Source organism: Janthinobacterium sp. RA13, assembly GCF_000745325.1.
Lineage (GTDB): Bacteria > Pseudomonadota > Gammaproteobacteria > Burkholderiales > Burkholderiaceae_D > Janthinobacterium > Janthinobacterium rivuli.
The window spans coordinates 3,432,874-3,454,437 of record NZ_JQNP01000001.1; the positions used below are offsets into that span (position 1 = coordinate 3,432,874).

Consider the following 21,564-nt stretch of genomic DNA (forward strand, 5'->3'; position numbering starts at 1 on the left):
CGGGCTGGTCCTCAGTTCGTCTTGGCTTGTTGCGCATAATACGCGGCGACATCGGCGATATCCTGGTCCGACAGGCTGCTGGCGATGCCCTTCATGCTGGGGTGCTTGCGGTCGCCCTTCTTGTAGGCTTGCAGCGCATTCTCGATATATTTTGCCGGCTGGCCGCCGATCATCGGCACCTGGAATACTTCAGGGAAGGTTGCCTTGTAACCGGGAATGCCGTGGCAGCCGATACACATTTCCACCTTGGCAGGGGCTGCCTTGGCGTTTCCTACAATGTCAGCCGCTGTGACGGCATTTGCTATGCCGGCAAGCACGAGAAGTGCAAATATTTTTTTCATAGTGGCAATGTGAACAAAGGTAATCGGAGAAACGCCAGAGCTGGTTTTTATTGATTTTATGTATTGACAATTAAGGTTGCCAATTAATCTGCTGCTTGCCGATTCTAGCCAAGATATTCTTGCAAGTCCACCTATAAAACCCGCATTGTAGGCAGGCAGGCACAGGCCGCCCGCGTGGCAGTGCGCCACAGTTCTGTTTATACTCACCATTTCCCCACTTTGGCAGACCGCTCATGCAAGCACAGCACACCCAGCAAGGCCAACGCTTCGAAGGTTCCGACAGCTATGTCGCCACCGCCGACCTGAAACTGGCCGTGAATGCGGCGCTGACCCTGCAACGCCCGCTGCTGATCAAGGGCGAACCGGGCACGGGCAAGACCATGCTGGCCGAGGAAGTGGCCGCCGCGCTGAACATGCCGCTGATGCAATGGCATATCAAATCGACCACCAAGGCGCAGCAGGGCCTGTACGAATATGATGCCGTGTCGCGCCTGCGCGATTCGCAGCTGGGCGACGAGCGCGTGCGCGACATCCAGAACTACATCGTCAAGGGCGTGCTGTGGCAGGCCTTCACGGCGCCCGAACCGGTGGTGCTGCTGATCGATGAAATCGACAAGGCCGACATCGAATTCCCGAACGACCTGCTGCGCGAACTGGACCGCATGGAGTTCTATGTCTACGAGACGCGCGAAATGGTCACGGCGCGCCATCGTCCGCTCGTCATCATCACCTCGAACAACGAGAAGGAATTGCCGGACGCCTTTTTGCGCCGCTGCTTCTTCCATTACATCAAATTCCCGGACAAGGACACGATGGAGCAGATCGTCGCCGTCCACTACCCGCACCTGAAACAGGAATTGCTGGCGCAGGCGCTGCAAACCTTCTATGAAGTACGCGACGTGCCGGGCCTGAAGAAGAAACCGTCGACGTCGGAATTCCTCGACTGGCTCAAGCTCCTGCTGGCCGAAGACATCCCGCTCGAAGCGCTGCGCAGCAAGGACAACAAGGCCGTCGTGCCGCCGCTGCACGGCGCGCTGCTGAAAAACGAGCAGGACGTGCACCTGTTCGAGCGCCTGATGTTCATGTCGCGCACCAATCGCTAAGGAGCGCCGGTGAACGACATCAGCCCCGACAAGGTCTTCGTCCCTCTGGAACTGCACGGCATCCGCCTCGAAGCGCTGGCGCCGCACCATGCGGCCGGCTTGCGCGCGGCGGCCATGGATGGCGAACTGTGGAACTTGCGCGTCACCTCCGTGCCCGAGCCGGACCAGGTGGACCAGTACATTTTCAAGGGCATCGAGATGCGCCCTTCGCGCTTCGCCTTTGCCGTCATCGATGTGGCCAGTGGCGAGGTGCTGGGCACCACCAGCTACCACGACGTGGTGCCAGAGGTAAAACGCCTGGAAATCGGCTACACCTGGTATGCGAAGCGCTGCCAGCGCAGCCACGTCAACACCACCTGCAAATTGCTGCTGCTGACGCACGCCTTCGACACGCTGGGCTATGCGCTGGTGGGCCTGCGCACCGATAATTTCAACCACGCCTCGCAGGCGGCCATCGAACGCCTGGGCGCGAAAAAGGACGGCGTGCTGCGTCACCATGCGCTGCGCCGCGACGGCACCGTGCGAGACACGGTCATGTACAGCATCACGCGCGGCGAGTGGCCCGAGATTGCCGCCCACCTGCGCTACAAGCTGGCGCAGCGCCCCATCGCCGCACTGCCCCGCACGGGGGAGTCCGCGCCATGCTGATCGACTTCTTCTTCACGCTCAAGGATGCGAAGATTCCCGTCTCGATCAAGGAATTTCTGACCTTGCTTGAAGCGCTGCAAAAGAACGTCATCGGCGCCTCGATGGACGATTTTTACTATCTGGCGCGCCTGACCCTGGTCAAGGATGAAGCCCATTTCGACAAGTTCGACCGCGCGTTTGCGCAGTACTTCAAGGGCGTCAACGCGGCCTTCGACACGAACGCGGCGATTCCCCTCGACTGGCTGCTGAAACGCATGCAGCGCGAGCTGTCCGAAGAACAGAAGGCGCAGCTGGAAAAATTCGGCTACGACAAGCTGATGGACCGCCTCAATGAACTGCTGAAGGAGCAGAAGGAGCGCCACGAAGGCGGCAGCAAGTGGATCGGCACGGGCGGCACTTCACCGTTCGGCAATGGCGGCACGAACCCTGAAGGCATCCGCATCGGCGGCAAGGGCGGCAACCGCACGGCCGTCAAGGTATGGGAAGCGCGCAGCTACAAGGATTACGACGGCGAGCGCGAACTGGGCACGCGCAACATCAAGGTCGCCTTGCGCCGCCTGCGCAAGTTCGCGCGCGAAGGCGCGGAAGACGAACTGGCGCTGGACGCCACCATCGCCGCCACGGCGAACAACGCGGGCTACCTCGACATCAGGATGCGGCCCGAGCGCAAGAACCGCATCAAGGTGCTGATGCTGTTGGATGTGGGCGGCAGCATGGACGACCATATCGAGCGCACCGAGGAACTGTTTTCGGCGGCGAAGACGGAATTCAAGAACATGGAGTTCTTTTACTTCCATAACTGTGTCTACGACTATTTGTGGAAGAACAACCGGCGCCGCAACGCCGAGCGTTTTCCCACCTGGGACGTGCTGCGCAAATACCCGCCCGACACCAAGCTGATTTTCGTCGGCGACGCCACCATGAGCCCCTATGAAATCCTGCAGCCGGGCGGCAGTGTCGAATACAACAACGAGGAAGCGGGATCGACGTGGCTGGCGCGCTTTACCCAGGCGTTCCCGAAATTCATCTGGCTCAATCCCGAATCGGAAGGCTTGTGGCAGTACCGCCAGTCGATCGGCGTAATGCGGCAGTTGATGAACAACCGCATGTTCCCCCTGTCGATCGACGGGCTGGAGCGGGGCATGCGCCTGCTCAGTAAATAAAAAAGCATAACAAAAAGTCCATGGCGGCAGGGGGCCGCCATGCCGTACACTGCGACACGGCACTACCGTGCGGAGCATCTCCGCTGCGGGCGGGTACCATACGCTGATACCAGCCCTGCCCAACCTGCTGCATCCTGTGCGCGGCCGCCATGGCCGCGACACTGTTCGATTGCGCACATCGTGCGCGCCTTCTGCTCCGGTAGAATCGGCGCATCGCTCTGCGCAAACCATGCACCACCGCTGCACCACGACATTGCCGCGCCAGCCCCCGTGCTGCCGGCCGGTGCCAGCGCCATTTTCAAAGGAATGAGCATGCAAAGTCTGATCTCGATCGCCGCCGACCTGTCCTGGCCGTTCGCCATCACCCTGGCCTGGGTGGTGGGCGAATTCGGCCACCGCTGGACTGGCCTGCCGCGCATCAGTTTTTACGGCGTGATCGGTTTCGTCCTCGCCCAGACGCAGGTGGGCATCCTGCCGCAGACGGACGCCGGCCCCATGCTGGTGCTGGCCGACGTGGCCTTCGGCCTGATCCTGTTCGAAGTCGGCTACCGCATCAACCTGCGCTGGCTGAAGAACAATCCGTGGATCGCCGTCACGGGCCTGGTCGAATCCTTGCTGACCTTTGCCGTCGTCTACTTCATCGGCATCGAATTCGGCAGCACCTCGATGACGGCGCTGCTGCTGGCATCGCTCGCCATGTCCACCTCGCCGGCCACCATCATGCGCGTCATCAACGAGGAACGCAGCTCGGGCCAGGTCACGGAACGCATCGTCCACCTCACGGCCTTGAATTGCGTACTGGCCGTCTTCACGTTCAACATCATCGTCGGCTTCTGGATGTTCCAGAGCTCCACCGACCTGATCGAGGCCAGCAGCAGCAGCGCCGCCGTGCTGGCCGCCTCGGTGGCCGCCGGCACCGTCTTCGGCATCGTTGTGCCGGCCATGCTGCGCCGCCTGGGCAACATGGCGCAGGACGCCACCGTGGCGTTCGCGCTGTCGGTGATGCTGCTCGTCGCCCTGACCTACACCACCAGCCTGTCGCCGCTGCTGGCCACGCTCACCTTCGGCCTGGTGGCGCGCCACCGCCGTGTCGCCTTCAGTCAGGCGCAGCGCAATTTCGGCGCCATGGGCGAGCTGCTGACGGTGCTGCTGTTCGTATATGCCGCCTCGACCCTGGAATGGGCCAGCGTGACGGCCGGCGCGGGCCTGGCCCTGGCCGTCGTCGGCGGACGCTTGCTGACGAAGGTCGTTGGCGTGGCCGCGTTTTCGCACGTCAGCGGCATTTCCTGGCGCAAGGGTGTGCTGACGGGCGTGGCACTGACGCCCGTTTCCGTCTTCATCATCCTGCTGCTGGAGCACGCGCGCCAGCACGGCGTGAACTTCGGCGACGAATTGAACGCCCTGGCCGCCATCACCCTGGGCCTGGAACTGGTCGGCCCCGTGCTGGTACAGCGCGTGCTGATGCTGGCCAAAGAAACCCACGAAATCAAGGAGCGCTAAATGCCGCTGGAACCCTTTGGCCAATCGGCCGCGCTGACCTTCGGCGTCGAACTCGAACTGCAACTGGTGAACCTGTCGGACTACGACTTGACGGCCGCCAGCCCCGACCTGCTGCATCTGCTGAACAAAAAACCGTTCCCTGGCAACGTCACGCCGGAAATCACCGAGAGCATGATCGAGATTAACTCGAGCGTGCACACGCATCACGGCCCCCTGCTTGAGCAGTTGCAGGAGATCCGCGACACCCTGATCACGGCCGGCGACAAGCTCAATATCGGCATCGCGGGCGGTGGCACGCACCCGTTCCAGCAATGGTCGTCGCAAAAGATCTTTTCCAAGCCCCGCTTCCAGGAGATTTCGGAACTGTACGGCTACCTGGCCAAGCAGTTCACCATCTTCGGCCAGCACGTGCACATCGGCTGCGCCTCGGGCGACGACGCCATGTTCCTGCTGCATTCGCTGAACCGCTACATCCCCCATTTCATCGCCCTGTCGGCTTCCTCGCCCTACGTGCAGGGGCGCGATACCCTGTTCGATTCGGCCCGCCTGAACTCCGTGTTCGCGTTTCCCATGAGCGGGCGCGCGCCGTTCACCTTGAGCTGGGAGCAGTTCTCCAACGAGTACTTCGCCAAGATGGAGAACACGGGCATCATCAAGAGCATGAAGGATTTTTACTGGGATATCCGTCCCAAGCCGGAATTCGGCACCATCGAACTGCGCGTGTGCGACACGCCGCTGACGGTGGAGCGGGCCGCCGCGCTGGCCGCTTACCTGCAGGCGCTGTGCCGCTACCTGCTCGAACGCAAGGAGGTGCCGCCGGTGGAAGACGATTACCTCGTATATAACTACAACCGCTTCCAGGCTTGCCGCTTCGGCCTCGATGGCGCCATCACGCATCCGAAAACCTACGAAACGATGTCGCTGCGCGAAGACATCATGACCACCCTGCGCAAGATGGAACCGCACGCCGAGGCGCTGGGCAGCACGCCAGCCCTGAAACACCTGTCGGACGTGGCCAAGCAGTGGAGCGATGCGCAATACCTGCGCAAGCAGCGCAATGTGCAGGGCAGCGCGGAGGGCATGGTCGATTCGGCGATTCGATGTTTTCGCGGCGAGCCGATGAACTACTGACGTTGCTCTGCCTGGTAACGTAGGTCGGATTAGCGGCGCGCCGCGGCGCGTAATCCGACAACATCATTAGCGCCGGTGGTGGCGTCGGATTACGCGCTTGCGCGCTAATCCGACCTACCCGCCCCTCAACCCAAAAAACCACACCGCGCCTGCCCGTCATTTACAGCCCCCACCCCCGCTTGTTACAATAAGTGAGAATGATTCTTATTATTGTTTAAAAACACCAGCCCACCCGGGCCGGCCATGCAAGGGGAACGCGATGCCGCTGGCAGAGCCGCTACAACGCCAGGACATCGCGACACTGTATGCCGACCACCACGGCTGGCTGCAGGGGTGGTTGCGCAAGAAGCTGGGCAGCACGGCATGCGCCGCCGATGTGGCGCAGGATACCTTCGTGCGCCTGCTTGACCGCGAAGACGCCGTCGCCGCGCGCGAGCCGCGCGCCTTGCTCGCCACCGTCGCGCAGCGCGTGCTGTTCAACCACTACCGCCGCCAGAAGCTGGAACAGGCTTACCTCGACGTGCTGGCGCAACTGCCGCCCCTGCACACACCGTCGCCCGAAGACCGGGCGCTGCTGCTGGCCACCGTGTTTGAACTGGATCGCATGCTCGACGGCTTGCCGCCTGCCGTGAAACGGGCTTTTTTGCTACGCCAGCTCGACGAACTGCCGCAGGAAGACATCGCGCGCCAGCTCGGCATCTCGCTGGCGACGGTCAAACGCCATCTGCAGCGGGCAGGCAGCGCCACGCAGGCGTGGCAGCAGCTGCAAACGCAGCACGATAATTTGCCGCCCGCCCTGCACGCGACCCTGCTGCGCGCCTGCGTGCAAGCGAATGCGCCGCGCCGCCACGCCGTCAAGACGCTGGTCCTGCTGCTGGCCTGCGGCGCCTCGCTGTATGCGTTTGAGCGCCGCAGCCCATGGCGCGGCTGGATGGCCGACTATCGCACGGCTGTCAACCAGCGCCGCGTGGTCACCCTGGCCGATGGCACGCAACTCACGCTCAACACCAGCAGCGCCGTGAATATCGTTTACGACGGCGCGCAGCGCCGCATCGAACTGTTGGCCGGGGAAATCTTCATCGCCACCGGCAAGGATGGTGAGCAGCGCCCCTTCTTCGTCGGCACGCCGCACGGCAGTCTGCAGGCGCTGGGCACGCGCTTCACCGTGCGCCTGCACGAAGGCTATGCCAGCGCCGGCGTGCTCGAAGGGGCCGTCGCCGTGCTGGCCGATGATGGCGCCCAGCGCCTGGTGCTGCGTCCCGGCGAAGGCGCGCATTTCGACGGCACGGGTGCACACCGCCAGGCGCTGGCGCCATATGGCGGCGGGTGGCTCAATGGCATGCTGGTGGCGCGCGACATGCGCCTGGCCGATTTCCTCGCCGATCTGTCGCGCTACAGCGACCATCCGCTGGCCTGCGCGCCCGCCGTCGCCGGCCTGCGCGTCTCCGGCTCCTACCCGCTGGCCGATGTGGGCGCCATCCTCGACGCCGTCAGCGCCAGCCTGCAACTGCGGCGCAATACCGTCACGCGCTTCTGGGGCCATCAGGTGGTGCGCATCGAACTGGCGGCCCGCTGAAAAATATTTTCTGCAAAGTGAGCTGTTTCGGCGTGCTCGCGTGACTTGGAAGATAGACAGTCTCCATCTTGCGCATCCACGAAAGGTTTTATTCCATGCACCACGCTTCGCGTTCCCTCCTTACCCGCACCGTCCTGGCCTGCGCCCTGTCGCAGATCGGCATGGCCCTGGCCCTGCCGGCATTCGCTCAGGCGCAAAGCCAGCAAGTACGCGTCTACAGCATTCCGGCCGGCGCGCTGGGTGACGTGCTGACGCGCTTCGGCAGCGACAGCGCCATCCTGCTGTCGTTTTCCAGCGATGCCACGCAAGGCTTGCGCAGCGCCGGCCTGCAAGGCAACTATGGCGTGCAGGACGGCTTCCGCGTGCTGCTGGCCGGCAGCGGCCTGCAGGCCGTGCCGCAGGCGAATGGCGGCTACCTGCTGCAAAAGGTTCCCGCCAGCGCTGGCGCCCCTACGGCGGACAGCCGCAGTGTGGCCGTCATGAGTGGCGTCACCGTGGTGGCGGCGGCCGAGCGCAATGCCGCCACCAGCGGCACGGGCAGCTACACGGGCGGCCCCGCCAGCGGCGCCACGGGCCTGGCCTTGACGCAGCGCGAAACGCCGCAGTCGCTGACCATCGTCACGCGCCAGCAGATGGATGACCAGAACAGCAACGCCGTCTCCGACGTCATGAAAAACGTCAATGGCGTGAGCGTGCAAAACTACGACAGCGACCGCTGGAGCTTCCAGGCGCGCGGCTTTGCCGTCACCAATTTCCAGTACGACGGTGTGTCGGCCATCTATGACGGTGTCTACGACTGGGGCACGACCAACAGCGATATGGCCATCTATGACCGCATCGAGGTGCTGAAGGGCGCGACGGGTTTGATGAGCGGCTCGGGCGATCCGTCGGCCACCGTCAACATGGTGCGCAAGCGCCCCACCGCCCACTTCGAAGGCTCGGCCACCCTGGGCGCGGGATCGTGGGACAACTACCGGGGCGAAGCCGATGTCTCCGGCCCCCTGAACGACAGCCGCACGGTGCGCGGCCGCCTGGTGGGTGCCTATCAGGACAAGCACTCCTACCTGGACCGCTACACGCAGCAGAAGTCCGTCGCCTACGGCATCATCGAGGCGGACCTGACCCAAGTCACCCTGCTGACGGCCGGCTTCACGCACCAGGATTACAAGCCGCGCGGCTCCACCTGGACGGGTTTCCCCGTGCTGCTGTCCGACGGCACCCGCACGGATTTCCCCACTTCGTGGAATCCGGCCACCGACTGGAGCCGCCGCGACATGCAGAACACCACCCTGTTCACGTCGCTGGAACATACGTTCGCCAACGAGTGGAAGCTGACATTGAGCGCCAACCAGCTGCGCAGCAAGCATGACAGCGTGTTGAGCTCGGTCAGCGGCGGCTATCCTGACCCCGTCACAGGGGAAGGCGCCAGTTTCTACATGGGCAAATACGCGGGCGAGCGCCGCCAGACCACCTTCAACGTGGACGCCAGCGGCCCGTTTACCCTGTTCGGTCGCCAGCATGAAGCCATGCTGGGCTATTCTTCATCGACGGCCAAGCAGGACGGCCCCGTCTACAAATCGGTCTATCCGCCCCTGGACGGCAGCTACTTCGACTGGCGTGGCCAGTATGCGGAGCCGGCGTTCGAACACCAGGGCCACGACAACGACAACACGCGCCAGAGCGGCCTGTATGGCGCCGTGCGCCTGCGCCCGAGCGATGCACTATCGGTAATCGTCGGCACGCGGATCAGCAACTACAAGATGGACCAGAAGCGCAGCTTATTCGACAATGCCACGCCCAGCCATACGCGCATGGACGAAAGCGACGTCATCACGCCGTATGCGGGCGTCGTGTATGACCTCGACAGGACCTATTCCGTGTTCGGCAGCTACACGACCATCTTTGCGCCGCAAAGCAGCCGCGACGTGAAGCGCAACTTCCTCGCACCCGTGCGCGGCAAGGGTGCGGAAGCGGGTGTGAAGGCGGAGTATCTCGATGGCAAGGTCAATGCCAGCGCGTCCCTGTTCCATATCCGTCAAAGCAATGTGGCCAGTTCCGTGGGTGAAGTCAACGGCGAAGTAGCGTATACAGCCATCGATGGCGTCACCAGCCGCGGCGTGGAAATGGAAGTGACGGGCGAGGTGCTGAAGGATGTGAAACTGAGCGCCGGCTACACGTATGCACATGTGCGCGACAAGGATGGCAAGACAGTGTTCGCAGAAACGATGAAAACCACGCAGCCGGCCCACCTGGCAAGAGTGCAAGGCAGCTGGCGCCTGCCAGCCAGCCTGGACAAAGTGACGGTGGGCGGCGGCCTGACCTGGCAAAGCAGTTTCCACGGCGAGGTCTGGAATCCTGCCGTCAACGACAATGCGCGCCTGAAGCAGGGCAGCTATGCACTGGTCAACCTGCTGGGCCGCTATGACATCAGCAAGAACGTCACGGCCAGCCTGAACGTCAACAACCTGATGAACAAAAAATACCTGACGGGTCTGGGCCTGTTCGGAACAGGTTTTTATGGCGAACCGCGTAATGTGATGTTCACCGTGCGCACGAAGTTTTAACGCGCAGTTCTCACTAAGCGCCATACAGCGCCAGCGCCCAGGCTGGCGGGCGCAAGTCCAGGACCAGCGACAGGTAAGCGGGATCGAAGCGCGCCGCCAGCAGGTACACATTGGCGGCGCCCTTCGGCTCCCAATTCCCCGTAAAGCCCTTTTCGCCGGCCGCCACGCGCTTGCGGTCGAAGGGCACGGCGCTTTTGGCGAATTCCTCGTGCGTCTTTTTGCCCTGCGCATACGGCGCCAGCCAGGCCAGCGCCTCGGCCAGGCGCCGCGCTTCCGGCGCGCCGTACCAGTCGTCGCCATGCGCCTGCGCCATCAGGGCCGTCGTCAGCAGCGGCTCCAGGCTGTAGGTGGTGTAATGCAGGGCGTCGCGCTGTTCGAAGTCGAAGGGCACGCCGCCGGCACCGATATTGCGCGGCACGTGCGCCAGGAAGCGCTCTTTCGCGCGCGCGATCAGCAAGGCGTCGCCCGTCACATACGCGGCGGCCGTGCCGATCTTGATGCGGTGGCTGTGCCAGTTGTTGCGCGCCGTGGACGGGCCGCCGACCTTGATGGGGTCACTCAGATACCCTTGTGCCAGGGTGCGGCAAAACGCCTGCACCTGCTCGCGCTCGACGCCGTTCAAGCGCTCCTGTACCAGGTCAAAACCCATCAGCAGGCTGGCCAGCTCCGTCTCGTCGACGGGACTGAACGAGGGTGCATAGCTGCCGCTCCAGGCCAGCAGCAGCTGGCGCGCCGCCTCGAAATGCGCCAGCTCGCCCGACAGCCGCCAGGCCAGCGCCTGCAAGCGCGCCTGGCGCCAGTCTTCCTGCGCCTGCTGGCTGGTCTCGCGCCCGCCCTCTCCCTTCAGCAAGCCGCCCGTGCGCACTTCGGCCATCAAGTGCACGGGCCGCGTCGCATCCTTGCGTGCCGCCTTGAGCACCTGTTCCGCAATGGCCGGCGCCACGCGCGCCTTGAGCGTGCGGGCGCGTGCGGCAGACGTCAGCGCAAACGCCAGCGCCCCGTCGTGCGGGCGCGGCGCCGCGCGCAAGCCCGTCAGGGGCAGCGCCAGCAGGCCAGCCAGCAGCGTGCGCCGGCGGATCAGATGCGTACTCAAAACCGCGTCTCCCGCGCCGCGCGCAAGAAATTATCGAGGATGGGCGTGCAATCGAGCAGTTCGACGCCGCCCGCCGAATGGAATTCCGGATGCCACTGCAAGCCCATGACGAAACGCGCCCGCTGATAGCGGATGGCTTCGACGATATTGTCCCCTTGCGAATACGCTTCCACGGTGACGTCGCGTCCCAAATCCTTGACCGACTGGTGGTGGATGGAATTGACGAGCGCCTCGCCCGTTTTAGGAAACATGCCCGCCAAGGACGAGCCTTTCGGGAAGACGATGGTGTGGCGGTGGCGGTCATACAGGTCGTTGACGTGCGAGGTGGCCCCTTCCACGTCCGAGGCGATGTCCTGGTACAGGGTGCCGCCAAAGCCCACGTTGATGAGTTGGCAGCCGCGGCATATGCCCAGCACGGGCTTGCCCGCATCGACGAATTCGTGCAGCAGTTCCAGTTCGTACAGGTCGCGCGCGCGGTCGCCGTTCCATTCCGGCCGCGTGGCCGCCTCGGAATACGTCTGCGGCGAGACGTCGGCGCCGCCCTGCAGCACCAGGCCGTCCAGATGGCGCGCATAGTGGCGCAGGGTGATGTTGCTCGGGTGTAGCTGGCCGCTGGTATTGACCGTCGGGATCATGAACACCAGCACGTCGCGCGACATGACCCACTGGGCGATCGACTCTTCCAGGTATTGCAGGTTCTTGCTGCGCAAGCCAGTGGCGCCCGGCTCGGGGTGGAAAATACGCGCCGAGATGCCGATGCGCAGGGTACGCCGCATGAAATCGCGGCTGGCCTTGTCGCGCATGGAGCGGTAGCGCGACGAAATCACCCGCCAGGCCAGCGCCAGCGGCGTGTCGTTATCCTTCAGGTAGCGGGGGGCCGCATCGCGCGCGCGGTGCTCGTCATCGGGTGCCCGGCGACCCACGCGGTCGGGCCGTGATGGCGCTGGCTCTGGCGCTGCGGGATCGGTGGAAGGGGGAAGCTGGGGATCTTTTTCGTCTGACATGGCGGGGCTGACTGAAAGCGGAGAACGGTTTCAATATAACCCCCTGCCTCCGAAAGCACGATTCAATTTTGTAACAAAAGCATACCCGCGGGGCATCCGCGCAACACGCCGTCGGCAAACGCATACGCCCCGTTTACGCTGGCGGCCCCGCTTTTTAGAGAATCTTTACGCCCCCGCTGCTAATCTTGAACGTACCTCAACCACCGCTGCAAAGCCACCATGGAACCCCATTCACGCCTTCCTGCACATCACGCACTGCCCCACCGCCATCCCCGCCTGCCCACCTTCCTCATGCACATCACGGTCGATAAAGCCTGCCTGGCCGAGCTGCGCCAGCTGGTCGTCAGGACGTGCGGCGGCATGCTGTCGTTCATGCGCGTCGAGGCGGTCGACCATGCCGAACGCATGAAAGTCTGGCTGTGCGTGACGGAACCTGCCCTGCGCTTGACCATGGACGCCGTCATGCGCCTGCTGCCAGCGGCGGAATTTGGCCGCATCAGCCAGGGGAAATCGCTATGAATCAGTATGCCTGCGACCACGCGATGTCGTCGATGCGCATCACCGCGCACTTCCAGGGCATCTGGGTGCCGATGGTCACGCCCTTCCATGATGGCGATGGCGACATCGACTTCGACGCGGCCCAGCAGCTCGCGTGCGAGCTGGCCGCCAGCGGCATCGATGGCCTGGTGGTGTGCGGCACCACGGGCGAAGCGGCCATGCTGAGCGCCGCCGAACACACCATGCTGTTAGATAGCGTGCTCGAAGCCATCGGTCCCCGCTTCCCCGTCGTGATGGGAATCGGCGGCAGCGATACGCGCCAGGTCGTCGCCACGGTGCAGCGCTACAACGACCACCCGCTGGCCGGCCTGCTGGTCTCCGCTCCCGCCTATGTGCGCCCTTCGCAGGACGGCATCGTGCGCCACTTCCAGGCCATCGCCGCCGCCACCGACCAGTCCATCGTGCTGTACAACGTGCCGGCGCGCACGGGCGTCAATATCGAACCGCAGACGGCGGCGCTGCTGGCGCGCGACTCGCACTTCGTCGCCATCAAGGAAGCGGGCGGCAAGCTGCAGCAGCTGGGCGAACTGCTGCTCGACACGCACCTGGACGTCTTGTGCGGCGACGATGCGCTGCTGCTGGCCAGCCTGTCCATGGGCGGCCACGGCGCCATGTCGGCCGCCGCCCAGATACGCCCGGACCTGTATGCGCAGCTGTACCACCTGGTCAAACAGGGCCGCCACGGCGCCGCCGGCGCCCTGTTCAAGGTCATGCTGCCCGTCATCCGCCTGCTGTTTGCCGAACCCAATCCTGGCCCCGTGAAGGCGGCGCTGGCCATGCAGGGCAAGCTGCGCAACGCCTTGCGCCTGCCGATGACACCGATGTCGGCCGCCGGCCAGGCCGCCCTGGCCGCGACGCTCGAGCCCCTGCTGGCACTGCCCGCATGGACAGCCAGCGACAGGGATGTGCCGCGCGAAGGCTGTCTGCTGCAGCTGGTCTCCTCTGCCAACATCATGCCAGCCGTACGCCAAGATGATCATCGCCATCACGGATGAACGCGGGGGAATGGAGAAATCCATCCTGGCCGGGCGGCTGGCCGCTTCGCGCGCGCTGGCCGGACGCAAAGTATTGCTGCTCGATGCCGATCCGCGCCAGGGCGCCATGGCGCAGGCCAGGAACATGCACGACGGCGCCATGCACGGCAGCCTGACGCGGCCGCGCCTGATGGCGCGCGCCATCAGCGCCAAGGGCTTGCAACCGGAGCTCGAGCACCTGGTGCACTGCTACCACGACATCGTCATCGACAGCGAAGGCCGCGACTCCATGGGCAGCCGTTCGGCCCTGATCGCCGCGCGCGTACTGGTGGTGCCGCTCGACGGTGTCGTCGACGCCACTGCGCAATCAGGCCTGGCGCGCCGCATCGCGCACGCGCGCAGCGTCAATCCCGAGCTGCGCGTGCTGCTGGCAATGGATACCCAGGCGGCGCCCGCCCATGCCCTGGCCGCGCAGATTCCGGCCGCCCGCGTGGTCAGCCTGGGACAGCTGTATTGCGCCGTTTTCAACCTGCGCTCTTAAACGCTAAAAAGGCGGCGCATGCGCCGCCTCTTCTCTCATCTCCGTTAATTAAAACGTCTTGCTGACCGTCAGCTGCAGCGCCGTCTTGCCCATGAATTTGCCATTCACGGGCGAGGCATAGGCCGACTTGCCCGCGTTCGTGCCGATCACGGCCAGCGCGCCCGTCACCATGCCGAAGTCGCGCGTAACGCCCACTTTCCAGTCCGTGTAGCTGGCCGCATCATTGTTGTTGACCTTCTGGTGACCCGCATGCAGGTTGCCGGTCCAGCCGTTCGTCAAGTCGATCGACGCGCCGATATCGAGGTAGCCGCTGTTCTTGCTGTTGACGATGCCGAACAGGTTCGAGACGGCGTGCGAATACTTGATGTAGGCGGGGCCGTACGACAGCTGGCCGTAGACTTCCTGCGTGTCCGCGTTGGCCAGGCCGGCGACGTGATTCAAGCCGTTGTCCGCATACACATACGCGAGCACGCCCACGTCATAGCCAATGGCGTCGTTCAACTGACCGCGCTTGCCCGCATACAGGTCCACTTCCACGTCGCCGCTGCCGCCCGCATCCTTGGTCCACTTGATGGTCGACGCCCAGGCACCCGCGTACAGGCCCGTCGGGTTGTTGACGTAGTCGGCGCCGCCCTGCAGCGCCGGTTTCAAGCGCGTCTGCGAGATGCCGCGGTAGCGGTAGTCGGACACGCCGGCCACGTTGAAACTCACTTCATTGTCGGGCTTGGCCTCTTCCGCGTGGGCCAGGCTGCCCGTAAAGGCGGTCGCGACGGCAAGTGCAAGTAGCATTTTATTCATGGTTATTCTTCTTCATGGGTGGTATGGGCCTTTGCCAACATGGCGCAGCTGGCCCGCCGCTGCAAAAAATCGCTGCAAAAATTTTAAGTAAAGCGTCCCCCTGGCGCGCGCAGCGCCTGTTTCAAACGGGGGAAAAGAATCGGTTTAGAGCGGCAGCAGCAAGCGGTAGCCGACGGCCGTTTCCGTCAGCAGGTACTGCGGCTGGGCCGGATCGGCTTCCAGCTTCTGGCGCAGATGGCCCATGTAGATGCGCAGGTAATGGCCGTTTTCGCTGTTCGACGGCCCCCACACTTCGCGCAGCAGCTGCGGATTGGTGACCACCCTGCCCGCGTTTTTCACGAGCACGGACAACAAACGGAATTCCGTCGGCGTCATGTGCACCAGCTGCTTGTTGCGCGTGACCAGCCGGTCCTTCAGGTCAACCCGCACGTCGCCAAACTGTACAACGCCGTCATCGCTGGCGGCGGGCTGGCGCTGGCGGCGCAGGGTGGCGCGCACGCGGGCCAGCAATTCGCCCACGCCAAACGGCTTGGTCAGATAGTCGTCCGCGCCCGCGTCGAGCGCGCGGATCTTGTCCTGCTCGTCGACCCGCGCCGACAGCACAATGATGGGAACGGCCGACCATTTGCGGATGTCGGCGATGAAGTCGATGCCGTCGCCGTCGGGCAGGCCCAGATCCAGCACGATCAGGTCGGGCCGGCGCGTGCCCGCATCGATCAGGCCCCGCTGCATGGTGGCCGACTCGAAAATCTGCCAGCCCTCGTCTTCCAGCGCGGCGCGCACGAAGCGGCGGATTTGCGGTTCATCCTCGACCAGCAAGGCGGTGGCGGAAGGTTCGTTCATGTTGGTTTTCCTGTTTCATGATCATTGGCGTCGTCGGGCTCGAGCTCCGGCGGCGCCGGGGGCGTGCCCAGCGGCAGGCTGAAGACGATGGCCGCGCCCTGTCCCGGCGCGTGCGGCTGTGCGTGGATGGTGCCGCCGTGGGCTTCGACGATGGCGCGGCAAATGGCCAGCCCCAGTCCGACGCCCGGCTTGTTCGATTCGCGCTCGCCGCGCGTGAATTTTTCAAAGATGGCTTCTTCGCGGCCGGGCGGCAAGCCTGGGCCATCATCAAACACCGTCACCTGCAGGAACTGGCCGTGCACCCCGGCCGCGACCGTGATGGTGCTGCCGGCCGGCGTGTACTTGGCCGCGTTTTCCAGCAGGTTGCACAGCACCCGCTCGATCAGCACGGCGTCGTAGCGCACCAGCGGCAAGTCCGGCGCCAGCTGCGTCTGCACGGCATGCTGCTGCAATTGCGGGCCGCTGGCGCGCAGCGCGCTGCCCACCACCTCTTCCAGCGCCTGCCATTGCAGGTTCAGCCGCACCTGGCCGCTTTCAATGCGCGCCATGTCCAGCAAGTTCGCCACCAGGGCGCTCATACGCACGGTTTCGGACTGCAGCGAGCGCGCCATATCCAGCTGCGCGGGCGACAGCGCAGGCCGGGACAAGGCCAGCGATTCGGCCAGGCCCACCAGCGACGTCAAGGGCGTGCGCAAGTCGTGCGACAGGGCCGCCAGCAGCGAATTGCGCAGCCGTTCGGACTCCATCTGCAGCAGCGCGCCCTGGGCCACGTCGATGTAATGCACGCGTTCGAGGGCGATGGCCGCCAGCGCGGCAAAGGTATCGAGGTGCTGGCGCTGTTCCGGCACCAGCAGCCAGCGCCCCCGCTGCGCGCCCTCGAGCGGCAGCAGCGCCAGCACGCCGCGCGTGCGCATCGGCGCGATCAGCGGCAGGTAGAAAATGGGCGACGCCGGCAAGGTGTCGGTGCCCGTTCCCGCCGCCTGCGCATGGTCGAAGGCCCACTGTGCGATGCCGATATCGAGCGGCTCGCCGCCATTCGGGGCCTGCAAGCTGCCCTCGTCATCGGGCAGCAGCAGGGTGGCGCGCGCGCGGAAAGCCCGTTCGATGGCGCTTTTCGTGATGTCGAAAATCTGCTCCGTCTGCAGCACGCCGGACAGCTCGCGCGAGAATTCATACAGGGCGCGGGCGCGCGCTTCGCGGTGCGAGGCCACGCGCGCCTGGAAACGCAGGCCGGCCGTCAGGTGGCCCGTGATCAGACCCACGGCCAGCATCACGCCAAAGGTAATCACATACTGGAAATCGCCCACGGCAAACGAAAAGCGCGGTGGCACGAAGACGAAATCAAAACAAGCCACGCCCACCAGGCTGGCCAGCGCCGCCGGTCCGCGTCCCAGGCGCACGGCCACCAGCACCACCGTCAGCAAGGACAGCATGGCGATATTGGCCAGGTCAAGATAAGGCTGCAGCGGTACCGAGGCGAGGGCCGTGGCCAGGCTGGCGCCGGCAGCCAGGATGTAACGCCAGTGGCGCGAGGTCCGGCGCGGCACCTCCGCATCGTCGCCGACTGCGCGCCGCGGCGCCGCATCGGCTGGCGGCAAGCCCACCTCGATCAAATCGATATCGGGCGCCACGCTGGCCAGGCGCGCCGCCGGCGGTGCCTGCCACAGGCGCGCCAGCGCATTGGCGCGACCACGGCCGACGATGACTTTCGAGATATTCGCGCTGCGCGCATACTCGACCACGGCGCCGGCGATGTCGGCGGACGGCATAACAGCCGTGCGCGCGCCCAGGTCCTGCGCCAGTTTCAGGGTTTTCAAAATGCGCTCGCGCTGGCTCGCCGGCAGGCGCTGCAAACGCGGCGTTTCCACGTACAGCGCATGCCATTCCGCATTCAGCTGGCTGGCCAGGCGCGCCGTGCTGCGGATCACGTGTTCGCCACCCGCATGCGGCCCCACGCAGGCCAGCAGCGCGGCGCCCGTCTTCCACACAGGATTGATGGACTTCTCGACGCGGTAAGCCTGCACGTCATCCTGCACCCGGTCCGCCGTGCGGCGCAAGGCCAGTTCGCGCAGGGCGATCAAATTACCCTTGCGGAAAAAATGCTGGGACGCCCGCTCGGCCTGCAGCGGCTGATACACCTTGCCCTGCTTCAGGCGGCGCAGCAGTTCATCGGCGGGAATATCGACCAGCACCACTTCATCGGCGCGGTCGAACACCGTATCGGGCAGAGTTTCGGCCACGCGCACGCCTGTAATCCCCCCCACCACGTCGTTGAGGCTTTCCAGGTGCTGCACGTTGACGGTGGAGAGCACGTCGATGCCGGCCGCCAGCAATTCCTCGACATCCTGCCAGCGCTTCGGATGGCGCGAACCGGCCACGTTCGAGTGGGCCAGTTCATCCATCAATATCAGCGGCGGCGCGCGCCGCAGCGCTTCGTCAAGGTCGAACTCGAACAGGGTCTTGCCCCGATACTCGATCGCTTTTAGCGGAAGCACGGGCAAGCCGTCCAGCTGGGCCGCCGTATCCTGGCGCCCATGCGTCTCCACCACGCCCACCAGCAAATCCTGGCCATCGGCCAGCAGCTTGCGCGCGGCGGCCAGCATCGCATAAGTCTTGCCGACGCCGGCCGAGGCGCCAAAGTAAATACGCAGCCGGCCGCGCGCGGCTTTCTTTTCCTGCGCCTGCACTTGCGCCAGCAGGGTGTCAGGGTCGGGGCGTTGGCTGTCGTTGGGGAGCATGTTGTATTTTAATCTTCTTGCGTAATGCTATCTTGTTATTTTGCCGTGGCGCCAATCGGTGGCGTAAGCACGTAGGTCGGATTAGCGGGGCCGCCGAGGAGCGCAAGCGCGTAATCCGACGACATTGTTGGCCTGGCTGGTGGTGGTGTCGGCTTACGCTACGCTAAGCCGACCTACGCATCATTGCCGCCTTATTGCATTCGTAGGTCGGATTAGCGCGCTAGCGCGTAATCCGACAACGTCGTTGGACGCACCAGTGGTGATGTCGGCTTACGCTGCGCTAAGCCGACCTACGCCGACCTACGCGCCGTCGCCAGCTTACTTTGCCATGGCATCGAGCGCCAGATTCAGTTCCAGCACATTCACGCGTGGTTCGCCGAAAAAGCCGATATACGCAGTTTTCTGCACCTTGGCGATGGCGTTTTCCACCTGCGCCAGCGGCACGGCGCGCACGCGGGCCACGCGCGGCGCCTGGTACAGGGCGCCCGCCAGGCTGATTTCCGGATCCAGGCCGCTGCCCGACGCCGTCACCAGGTCGACGGGGATGGCGCGCGTATTGCCCGGGTCAGCCTCCTTCAGGGCGGCGATGCGCGCCTTGACGGCGTCCACCAGGGCCGGATTGCTCGGTCCCTGGTTCGAGCCGCCCGAACCGGCGCCGTTATTGGCCATCGGCGCGGTGGCCGATGGACGGCCCCAGAAATACTTGGGCGAGGTGAAGGACTGGCCGATCAGGGTCGAGCCGACGGGTTTTCCGCCACGCTCGACGATGCTGCCGTTAACTTCATCGCTGAAAACCAGCTGGCCGATGCCGGCCGTGGCAAACGGATAGACGACGCCGCAGATCACGGTCAGCGCGGCAAACAGGACCAGGGCGGGACGTACGATGGTGCTCATGATGGTTCCTTTAGACTAAATTGAGTGCGGACAGCAGCATGTCGATCAGCTTGATGCCGATGAAGGGCAGGACGATGCCGCCCAGGCCGTAGATCAGCAGATTGCGGCGCAACAGGCTGGCCGCGCCGATGGCCCGGTATTGCACGCCTTTGAGCGCCAGCGGAATCAGCACGACGATGATCAGGGCATTGAAGATCACGGCCGACATGATGGCCGAGGCGGGGCTGGCCAAATGCATGATGTCCAGCGCCTTCAGTTGCGGATAGGTGCCCACGAAGGCGGCCGGGATGATGGCGAAGTACTTGGCGATGTCGTTCGAAATCGAGAACGTCGTCAGCGAGCCGCGCGTCATCAGCATCTGCTTGCCGATTTCAACGATCTCCAGCAGCTTGGTCGGGTTCGAATCCAGGTCGACCATATTGCCCGCCTCTTTCGCCGCCTGCGTGCCCGAGTTCATGGCCACGGCCACATCGGCCTGCGCCAGCGCCGGAGCGTCGTTGGTGCCGTCGCCCGTCATCGCCACCAGCCGGCCTTCGGCTTGGTAGCTGCGGATCAGTTTCAGTTTGTCTTCCGGCGTCGCCTCGGCGAGGAAATCGTCCACGCCCGCTTCGGCCGCAATGGCCGCCGCCGTCAGCTTGTTGTCGCCCGTGATCATGACGGTCTTGATGCCCATGCGGCGCAATTCCGCGAAGCGCTCCTTGATGCCGCCCTTGACGATATCCTTCAGCTCCACGGCGCCCATGACACGGCCATCGTCGACCACCACCAGCGGCGTGCTGCCACGGCGCGCGATGTCGTCGACGGCGCGCGCCACCTCTGCCGGATACGGCTGGCCCAGCGCTTCCACATACTTTTTCATGGAATCGGCCGCGCCCTTGCGCAGCTGGCGCACCTGCTGCTCGCCCGGGATATCCACACCGCTCATGCGTGTTTGCGCCGTGAAGGGCACGAAGGTGGCGTGCAGGCTGGCCATCTCGCGTTCGCGGATATTGAACTTTTGCTTGGCCAGCACGACGATGCTGCGCCCTTCCGGCGTTTCATCGGCCAGGGACGCCAGTTGCGCCGCATCGGCCAGCTGCTGCTCCGTCACGCCGGGGGCGGGCACGAAGCTTGACGCCTGGCGGTTGCCCAGGGTGATGGTGCCCGTTTTATCGAGCAGCAGCACGTCCACATCGCCTGCCGCTTCCACGGCGCGGCCCGACGTGGCGATCACATTGGCCTGCATCATGCGGCTCATGCCGGCCACGCCGATGGCGGACAACAAACCGCCGATGGTGGTCGGAATCAGGCACACGAGCAGCGCGATCAGCACCGTGATCGTCACCGGCGTGCCACTGCCGGCCGCCGCCACGGAAAACAGCGAATACGGCAGCAGGGTCACGGTGACGATCAGGAACACGATCGACAGGGCCACCAGTAAAATCGTCAGGGCGATTTCATTTGGCGTCTTCTGGCGCTTGGCGCCTTCGACCATGGCGATCATGCGGTCGATGAACGCTTCACCGGGGTTGACGGAGACGCGCACCAGCAGCCAGTCCGACAGCACGCGGGTGCCGCCCGTGACGGCGGAAAAGTCGCCACCCGATTCGCGGATGACGGGCGCCGATTCGCCCGTGATGGCGCTTTCATCGACGGAGGCCACGCCGGCCGTCACTTCGCCGTCGGCGGGAATCACGTCGCCCGCCTCGACCAGCACCGTCATGCCCTTGCGCAGGTCGGTGGCCGGCGTGGGCAGCCAGGAAGTGCCGTATTTCGGCGTCTGCATTTTCTTTGCCATCACCGTCTGCTTGAGGGCGCGCAGCGAGGCCGCCTGCGCCTTGCTACGGCCTTCGGCCAGCGCTTCGGCGAAATTCGCGAACAGCACGGTAAACCACAGCCACACGGCGACGGCGGCGATGAAGCCGAATGGCGCTTCACCCTCGCCATTCAGGGCCTGGATGGCCAGCAAGGTCGTGATGATGCTGCCCACGTAGACGACGAACATCACAGGGCTGCGCCACTGCGTGCGGGGGTCGAGTTTTTTGAACGCATCGACGACGGCGGGGCCGATCAGTGCGGAATCGAACAAAGTCAGGCTTGTGCGTGACATGGTAGC

At 64.4% G+C, this 21,564-nt stretch carries 18 protein-coding genes and 1 pseudogene; 11 read left to right on the plus strand and 8 right to left on the minus strand.

Annotated features, from left to right (window positions below; genetic code table 11):
* Positions 1-11: 11 nt before the first annotated feature.
* Positions 12-341, minus strand: coding sequence for a c-type cytochrome (locus FG13_RS15265; protein WP_034746524.1), 330 nt, complete (start codon positions 339-341; stop codon positions 12-14).
* A gap of 233 nt (positions 342-574) precedes the next feature.
* Here FG13_RS15265 and FG13_RS15270 point away from each other — a divergent pair, with 233 nt between their 5' ends.
* From FG13_RS15270 to FG13_RS15305, 8 genes and pseudogenes are all read left to right on the plus strand, one after another.
* The gene (locus tag FG13_RS15270; protein ID WP_035822185.1) at positions 575-1,444 is read left to right on the plus strand and encodes an AAA family ATPase; all 870 of its coding nucleotides are present in this window, start codon (positions 575-577) and stop codon (positions 1,442-1,444) included.
* Between the two features lie 9 nt (positions 1,445-1,453).
* Entirely contained in the window at positions 1,454-2,092 is a 639-nt protein-coding gene (locus FG13_RS15275; protein ID WP_035822187.1) for a GNAT family N-acetyltransferase, read from the plus strand.
* The gene (locus FG13_RS15280) at positions 2,086-3,255 is read left to right on the plus strand and encodes a vWA domain-containing protein (RefSeq protein WP_035822189.1); all 1,170 of its coding nucleotides are present in this window, start codon (positions 2,086-2,088) and stop codon (positions 3,253-3,255) included. The genes FG13_RS15275 and FG13_RS15280 overlap by 7 nt, the downstream gene beginning before the upstream one ends.
* A gap of 312 nt (positions 3,256-3,567) precedes the next feature.
* Positions 3,568-4,755, plus strand: coding sequence for a cation:proton antiporter (locus FG13_RS15285; RefSeq protein ID WP_035828222.1), 1,188 nt, complete (start codon positions 3,568-3,570; stop codon positions 4,753-4,755).
* Entirely contained in the window at positions 4,756-5,886 is a 1,131-nt protein-coding gene (locus FG13_RS15290) for a YbdK family carboxylate-amine ligase (RefSeq protein WP_035822191.1), read from the plus strand.
* A 259-nt stretch (positions 5,887-6,145) separates the two neighbouring features.
* Positions 6,146-6,628, plus strand: a pseudogene (locus FG13_RS30945) (sigma-70 family RNA polymerase sigma factor); the annotation flags it as partial.
* A gap of 189 nt (positions 6,629-6,817) precedes the next feature.
* Positions 6,818-7,462, plus strand: coding sequence for a FecR domain-containing protein (locus tag FG13_RS30950; RefSeq protein ID WP_235211840.1), 645 nt, complete (start codon positions 6,818-6,820; stop codon positions 7,460-7,462).
* 95 nt (positions 7,463-7,557) lie between these two features.
* Positions 7,558-10,026, plus strand: coding sequence for a TonB-dependent siderophore receptor (locus FG13_RS15305; RefSeq protein WP_035828233.1), 2,469 nt, complete (start codon positions 7,558-7,560; stop codon positions 10,024-10,026).
* Positions 10,027-10,039: 13 nt separating this feature from the next.
* On the opposite strand, the gene FG13_RS15310 is transcribed toward FG13_RS15305, so the two are convergent.
* Both FG13_RS15310 and FG13_RS15315 read right to left on the minus strand, forming a co-directional pair.
* Positions 10,040-11,119, minus strand: a complete 1,080-nt coding sequence (locus FG13_RS15310; protein WP_051959110.1) for an alginate lyase family protein — start codon at positions 11,117-11,119, stop codon at positions 10,040-10,042.
* On the minus strand, positions 11,116-12,123 hold the full coding sequence (locus tag FG13_RS15315) for a gamma-glutamyl-gamma-aminobutyrate hydrolase family protein (protein ID WP_035822193.1): 1,008 nt from the start codon (positions 12,121-12,123) through the stop codon (positions 11,116-11,118). The genes FG13_RS15310 and FG13_RS15315 overlap by 4 nt, the downstream gene beginning before the upstream one ends.
* 219 nt (positions 12,124-12,342) lie before the next feature.
* Here FG13_RS15315 and FG13_RS15320 point away from each other — a divergent pair, with 219 nt between their 5' ends.
* Genes FG13_RS15320 through FG13_RS15330 form a run of 3 tightly spaced genes read left to right on the plus strand, consistent with a single transcriptional unit; the run spans position 12,343 to position 14,196 of the window.
* The gene (locus FG13_RS15320; protein WP_235211740.1) at positions 12,343-12,642 is read left to right on the plus strand and encodes a hypothetical protein; all 300 of its coding nucleotides are present in this window, start codon (positions 12,343-12,345) and stop codon (positions 12,640-12,642) included.
* Entirely contained in the window at positions 12,639-13,676 is a 1,038-nt protein-coding gene (dapA, locus tag FG13_RS15325) for a 4-hydroxy-tetrahydrodipicolinate synthase (RefSeq protein WP_035822195.1), read from the plus strand. Before FG13_RS15320 ends, dapA begins: the two co-directional genes overlap by 4 nt.
* Positions 13,677-13,686: 10 nt before the next feature.
* A complete protein-coding gene (locus FG13_RS15330) occupies positions 13,687-14,196 on the plus strand; it encodes a cobyrinic acid ac-diamide synthase (protein WP_235211741.1) in 510 nt (169 codons plus the stop codon).
* A 48-nt stretch (positions 14,197-14,244) separates the two neighbouring features.
* Here FG13_RS15330 and FG13_RS15335 read toward each other — a convergent pair whose 3' ends face one another.
* The 5 genes from FG13_RS15335 to kdpB form a co-directional block, all read right to left on the minus strand.
* Positions 14,245-14,994: a TorF family putative porin gene (locus FG13_RS15335; protein WP_035822199.1), complete on the minus strand. Its 750-nt coding sequence runs from the start codon at positions 14,992-14,994 to the stop codon at positions 14,245-14,247.
* Positions 14,995-15,138: 144 nt separating this feature from the next.
* Positions 15,139-15,837 carry a two-component system response regulator KdpE gene (kdpE, locus tag FG13_RS15340; RefSeq protein WP_034746496.1) on the minus strand — a complete coding sequence of 233 codons (699 nt, stop codon included), beginning with the start codon at positions 15,835-15,837 and terminating at the stop codon, positions 15,139-15,141.
* Positions 15,834-18,575: a DUF4118 domain-containing protein gene (locus FG13_RS15345; RefSeq protein WP_035822203.1), complete on the minus strand. Its 2,742-nt coding sequence runs from the start codon at positions 18,573-18,575 to the stop codon at positions 15,834-15,836. The genes kdpE and FG13_RS15345 overlap by 4 nt, the downstream gene beginning before the upstream one ends.
* A 318-nt stretch (positions 18,576-18,893) precedes the next feature.
* Positions 18,894-19,469: a potassium-transporting ATPase subunit KdpC gene (gene kdpC, locus FG13_RS15350; RefSeq protein ID WP_035822205.1), complete on the minus strand. Its 576-nt coding sequence runs from the start codon at positions 19,467-19,469 to the stop codon at positions 18,894-18,896.
* A 10-nt stretch (positions 19,470-19,479) separates the two neighbouring features.
* A complete protein-coding gene (kdpB, locus tag FG13_RS15355) occupies positions 19,480-21,558 on the minus strand; it encodes a potassium-transporting ATPase subunit KdpB (RefSeq protein WP_035822210.1) in 2,079 nt (692 codons plus the stop codon).
* Between the last annotated feature and the right edge of the window lie 6 nt (positions 21,559-21,564).

Bases quoted from the DNA above. Each gene is read 5' to 3' on its own strand.
- kdpC (WP_035822205.1), bottom strand. From the start codon at position 19,469: ATGAGCACCATCGTACGTCCCGCCCTGGTCCTGTTTGCCGCGCTGACC.
- FG13_RS15285 (WP_035828222.1), top strand. From the start codon at position 3,568: ATGCAAAGTCTGATCTCGATCGCCGCCGACCTGTCCTGGCCGTTCGCC.
- FG13_RS15320 (WP_235211740.1), top strand. From the start codon at position 12,343: ATGGAACCCCATTCACGCCTTCCTGCACATCACGCACTGCCCCACCGC.
- FG13_RS15290 (WP_035822191.1), top strand. From the start codon at position 4,756: ATGCCGCTGGAACCCTTTGGCCAATCGGCCGCGCTGACCTTCGGCGTC.
- FG13_RS15280 (WP_035822189.1), top strand. From the start codon at position 2,086: ATGCTGATCGACTTCTTCTTCACGCTCAAGGATGCGAAGATTCCCGTC.
- FG13_RS15335 (WP_035822199.1), bottom strand. From the start codon at position 14,994: ATGAATAAAATGCTACTTGCACTTGCCGTCGCGACCGCCTTTACGGGC.
- FG13_RS15265 (WP_034746524.1), bottom strand. From the start codon at position 341: ATGAAAAAAATATTTGCACTTCTCGTGCTTGCCGGCATAGCAAATGCC.
- FG13_RS15305 (WP_035828233.1), top strand. From the start codon at position 7,558: ATGCACCACGCTTCGCGTTCCCTCCTTACCCGCACCGTCCTGGCCTGC.
- FG13_RS30950 (WP_235211840.1), top strand. From the start codon at position 6,818: ATGGCCGACTATCGCACGGCTGTCAACCAGCGCCGCGTGGTCACCCTG.
- FG13_RS15315 (WP_035822193.1), bottom strand. From the start codon at position 12,123: ATGTCAGACGAAAAAGATCCCCAGCTTCCCCCTTCCACCGATCCCGCA.
- FG13_RS15345 (WP_035822203.1), bottom strand. From the start codon at position 18,575: ATGCTCCCCAACGACAGCCAACGCCCCGACCCTGACACCCTGCTGGCG.
- FG13_RS15270 (WP_035822185.1), top strand. From the start codon at position 575: ATGCAAGCACAGCACACCCAGCAAGGCCAACGCTTCGAAGGTTCCGAC.
- FG13_RS15330 (WP_235211741.1), top strand. From the start codon at position 13,687: ATGGAGAAATCCATCCTGGCCGGGCGGCTGGCCGCTTCGCGCGCGCTG.
- dapA (WP_035822195.1), top strand. From the start codon at position 12,639: ATGAATCAGTATGCCTGCGACCACGCGATGTCGTCGATGCGCATCACC.
- kdpB (WP_035822210.1), bottom strand. From the start codon at position 21,558: ATGTCACGCACAAGCCTGACTTTGTTCGATTCCGCACTGATCGGCCCC.
- kdpE (WP_034746496.1), bottom strand. From the start codon at position 15,837: ATGAACGAACCTTCCGCCACCGCCTTGCTGGTCGAGGATGAACCGCAA.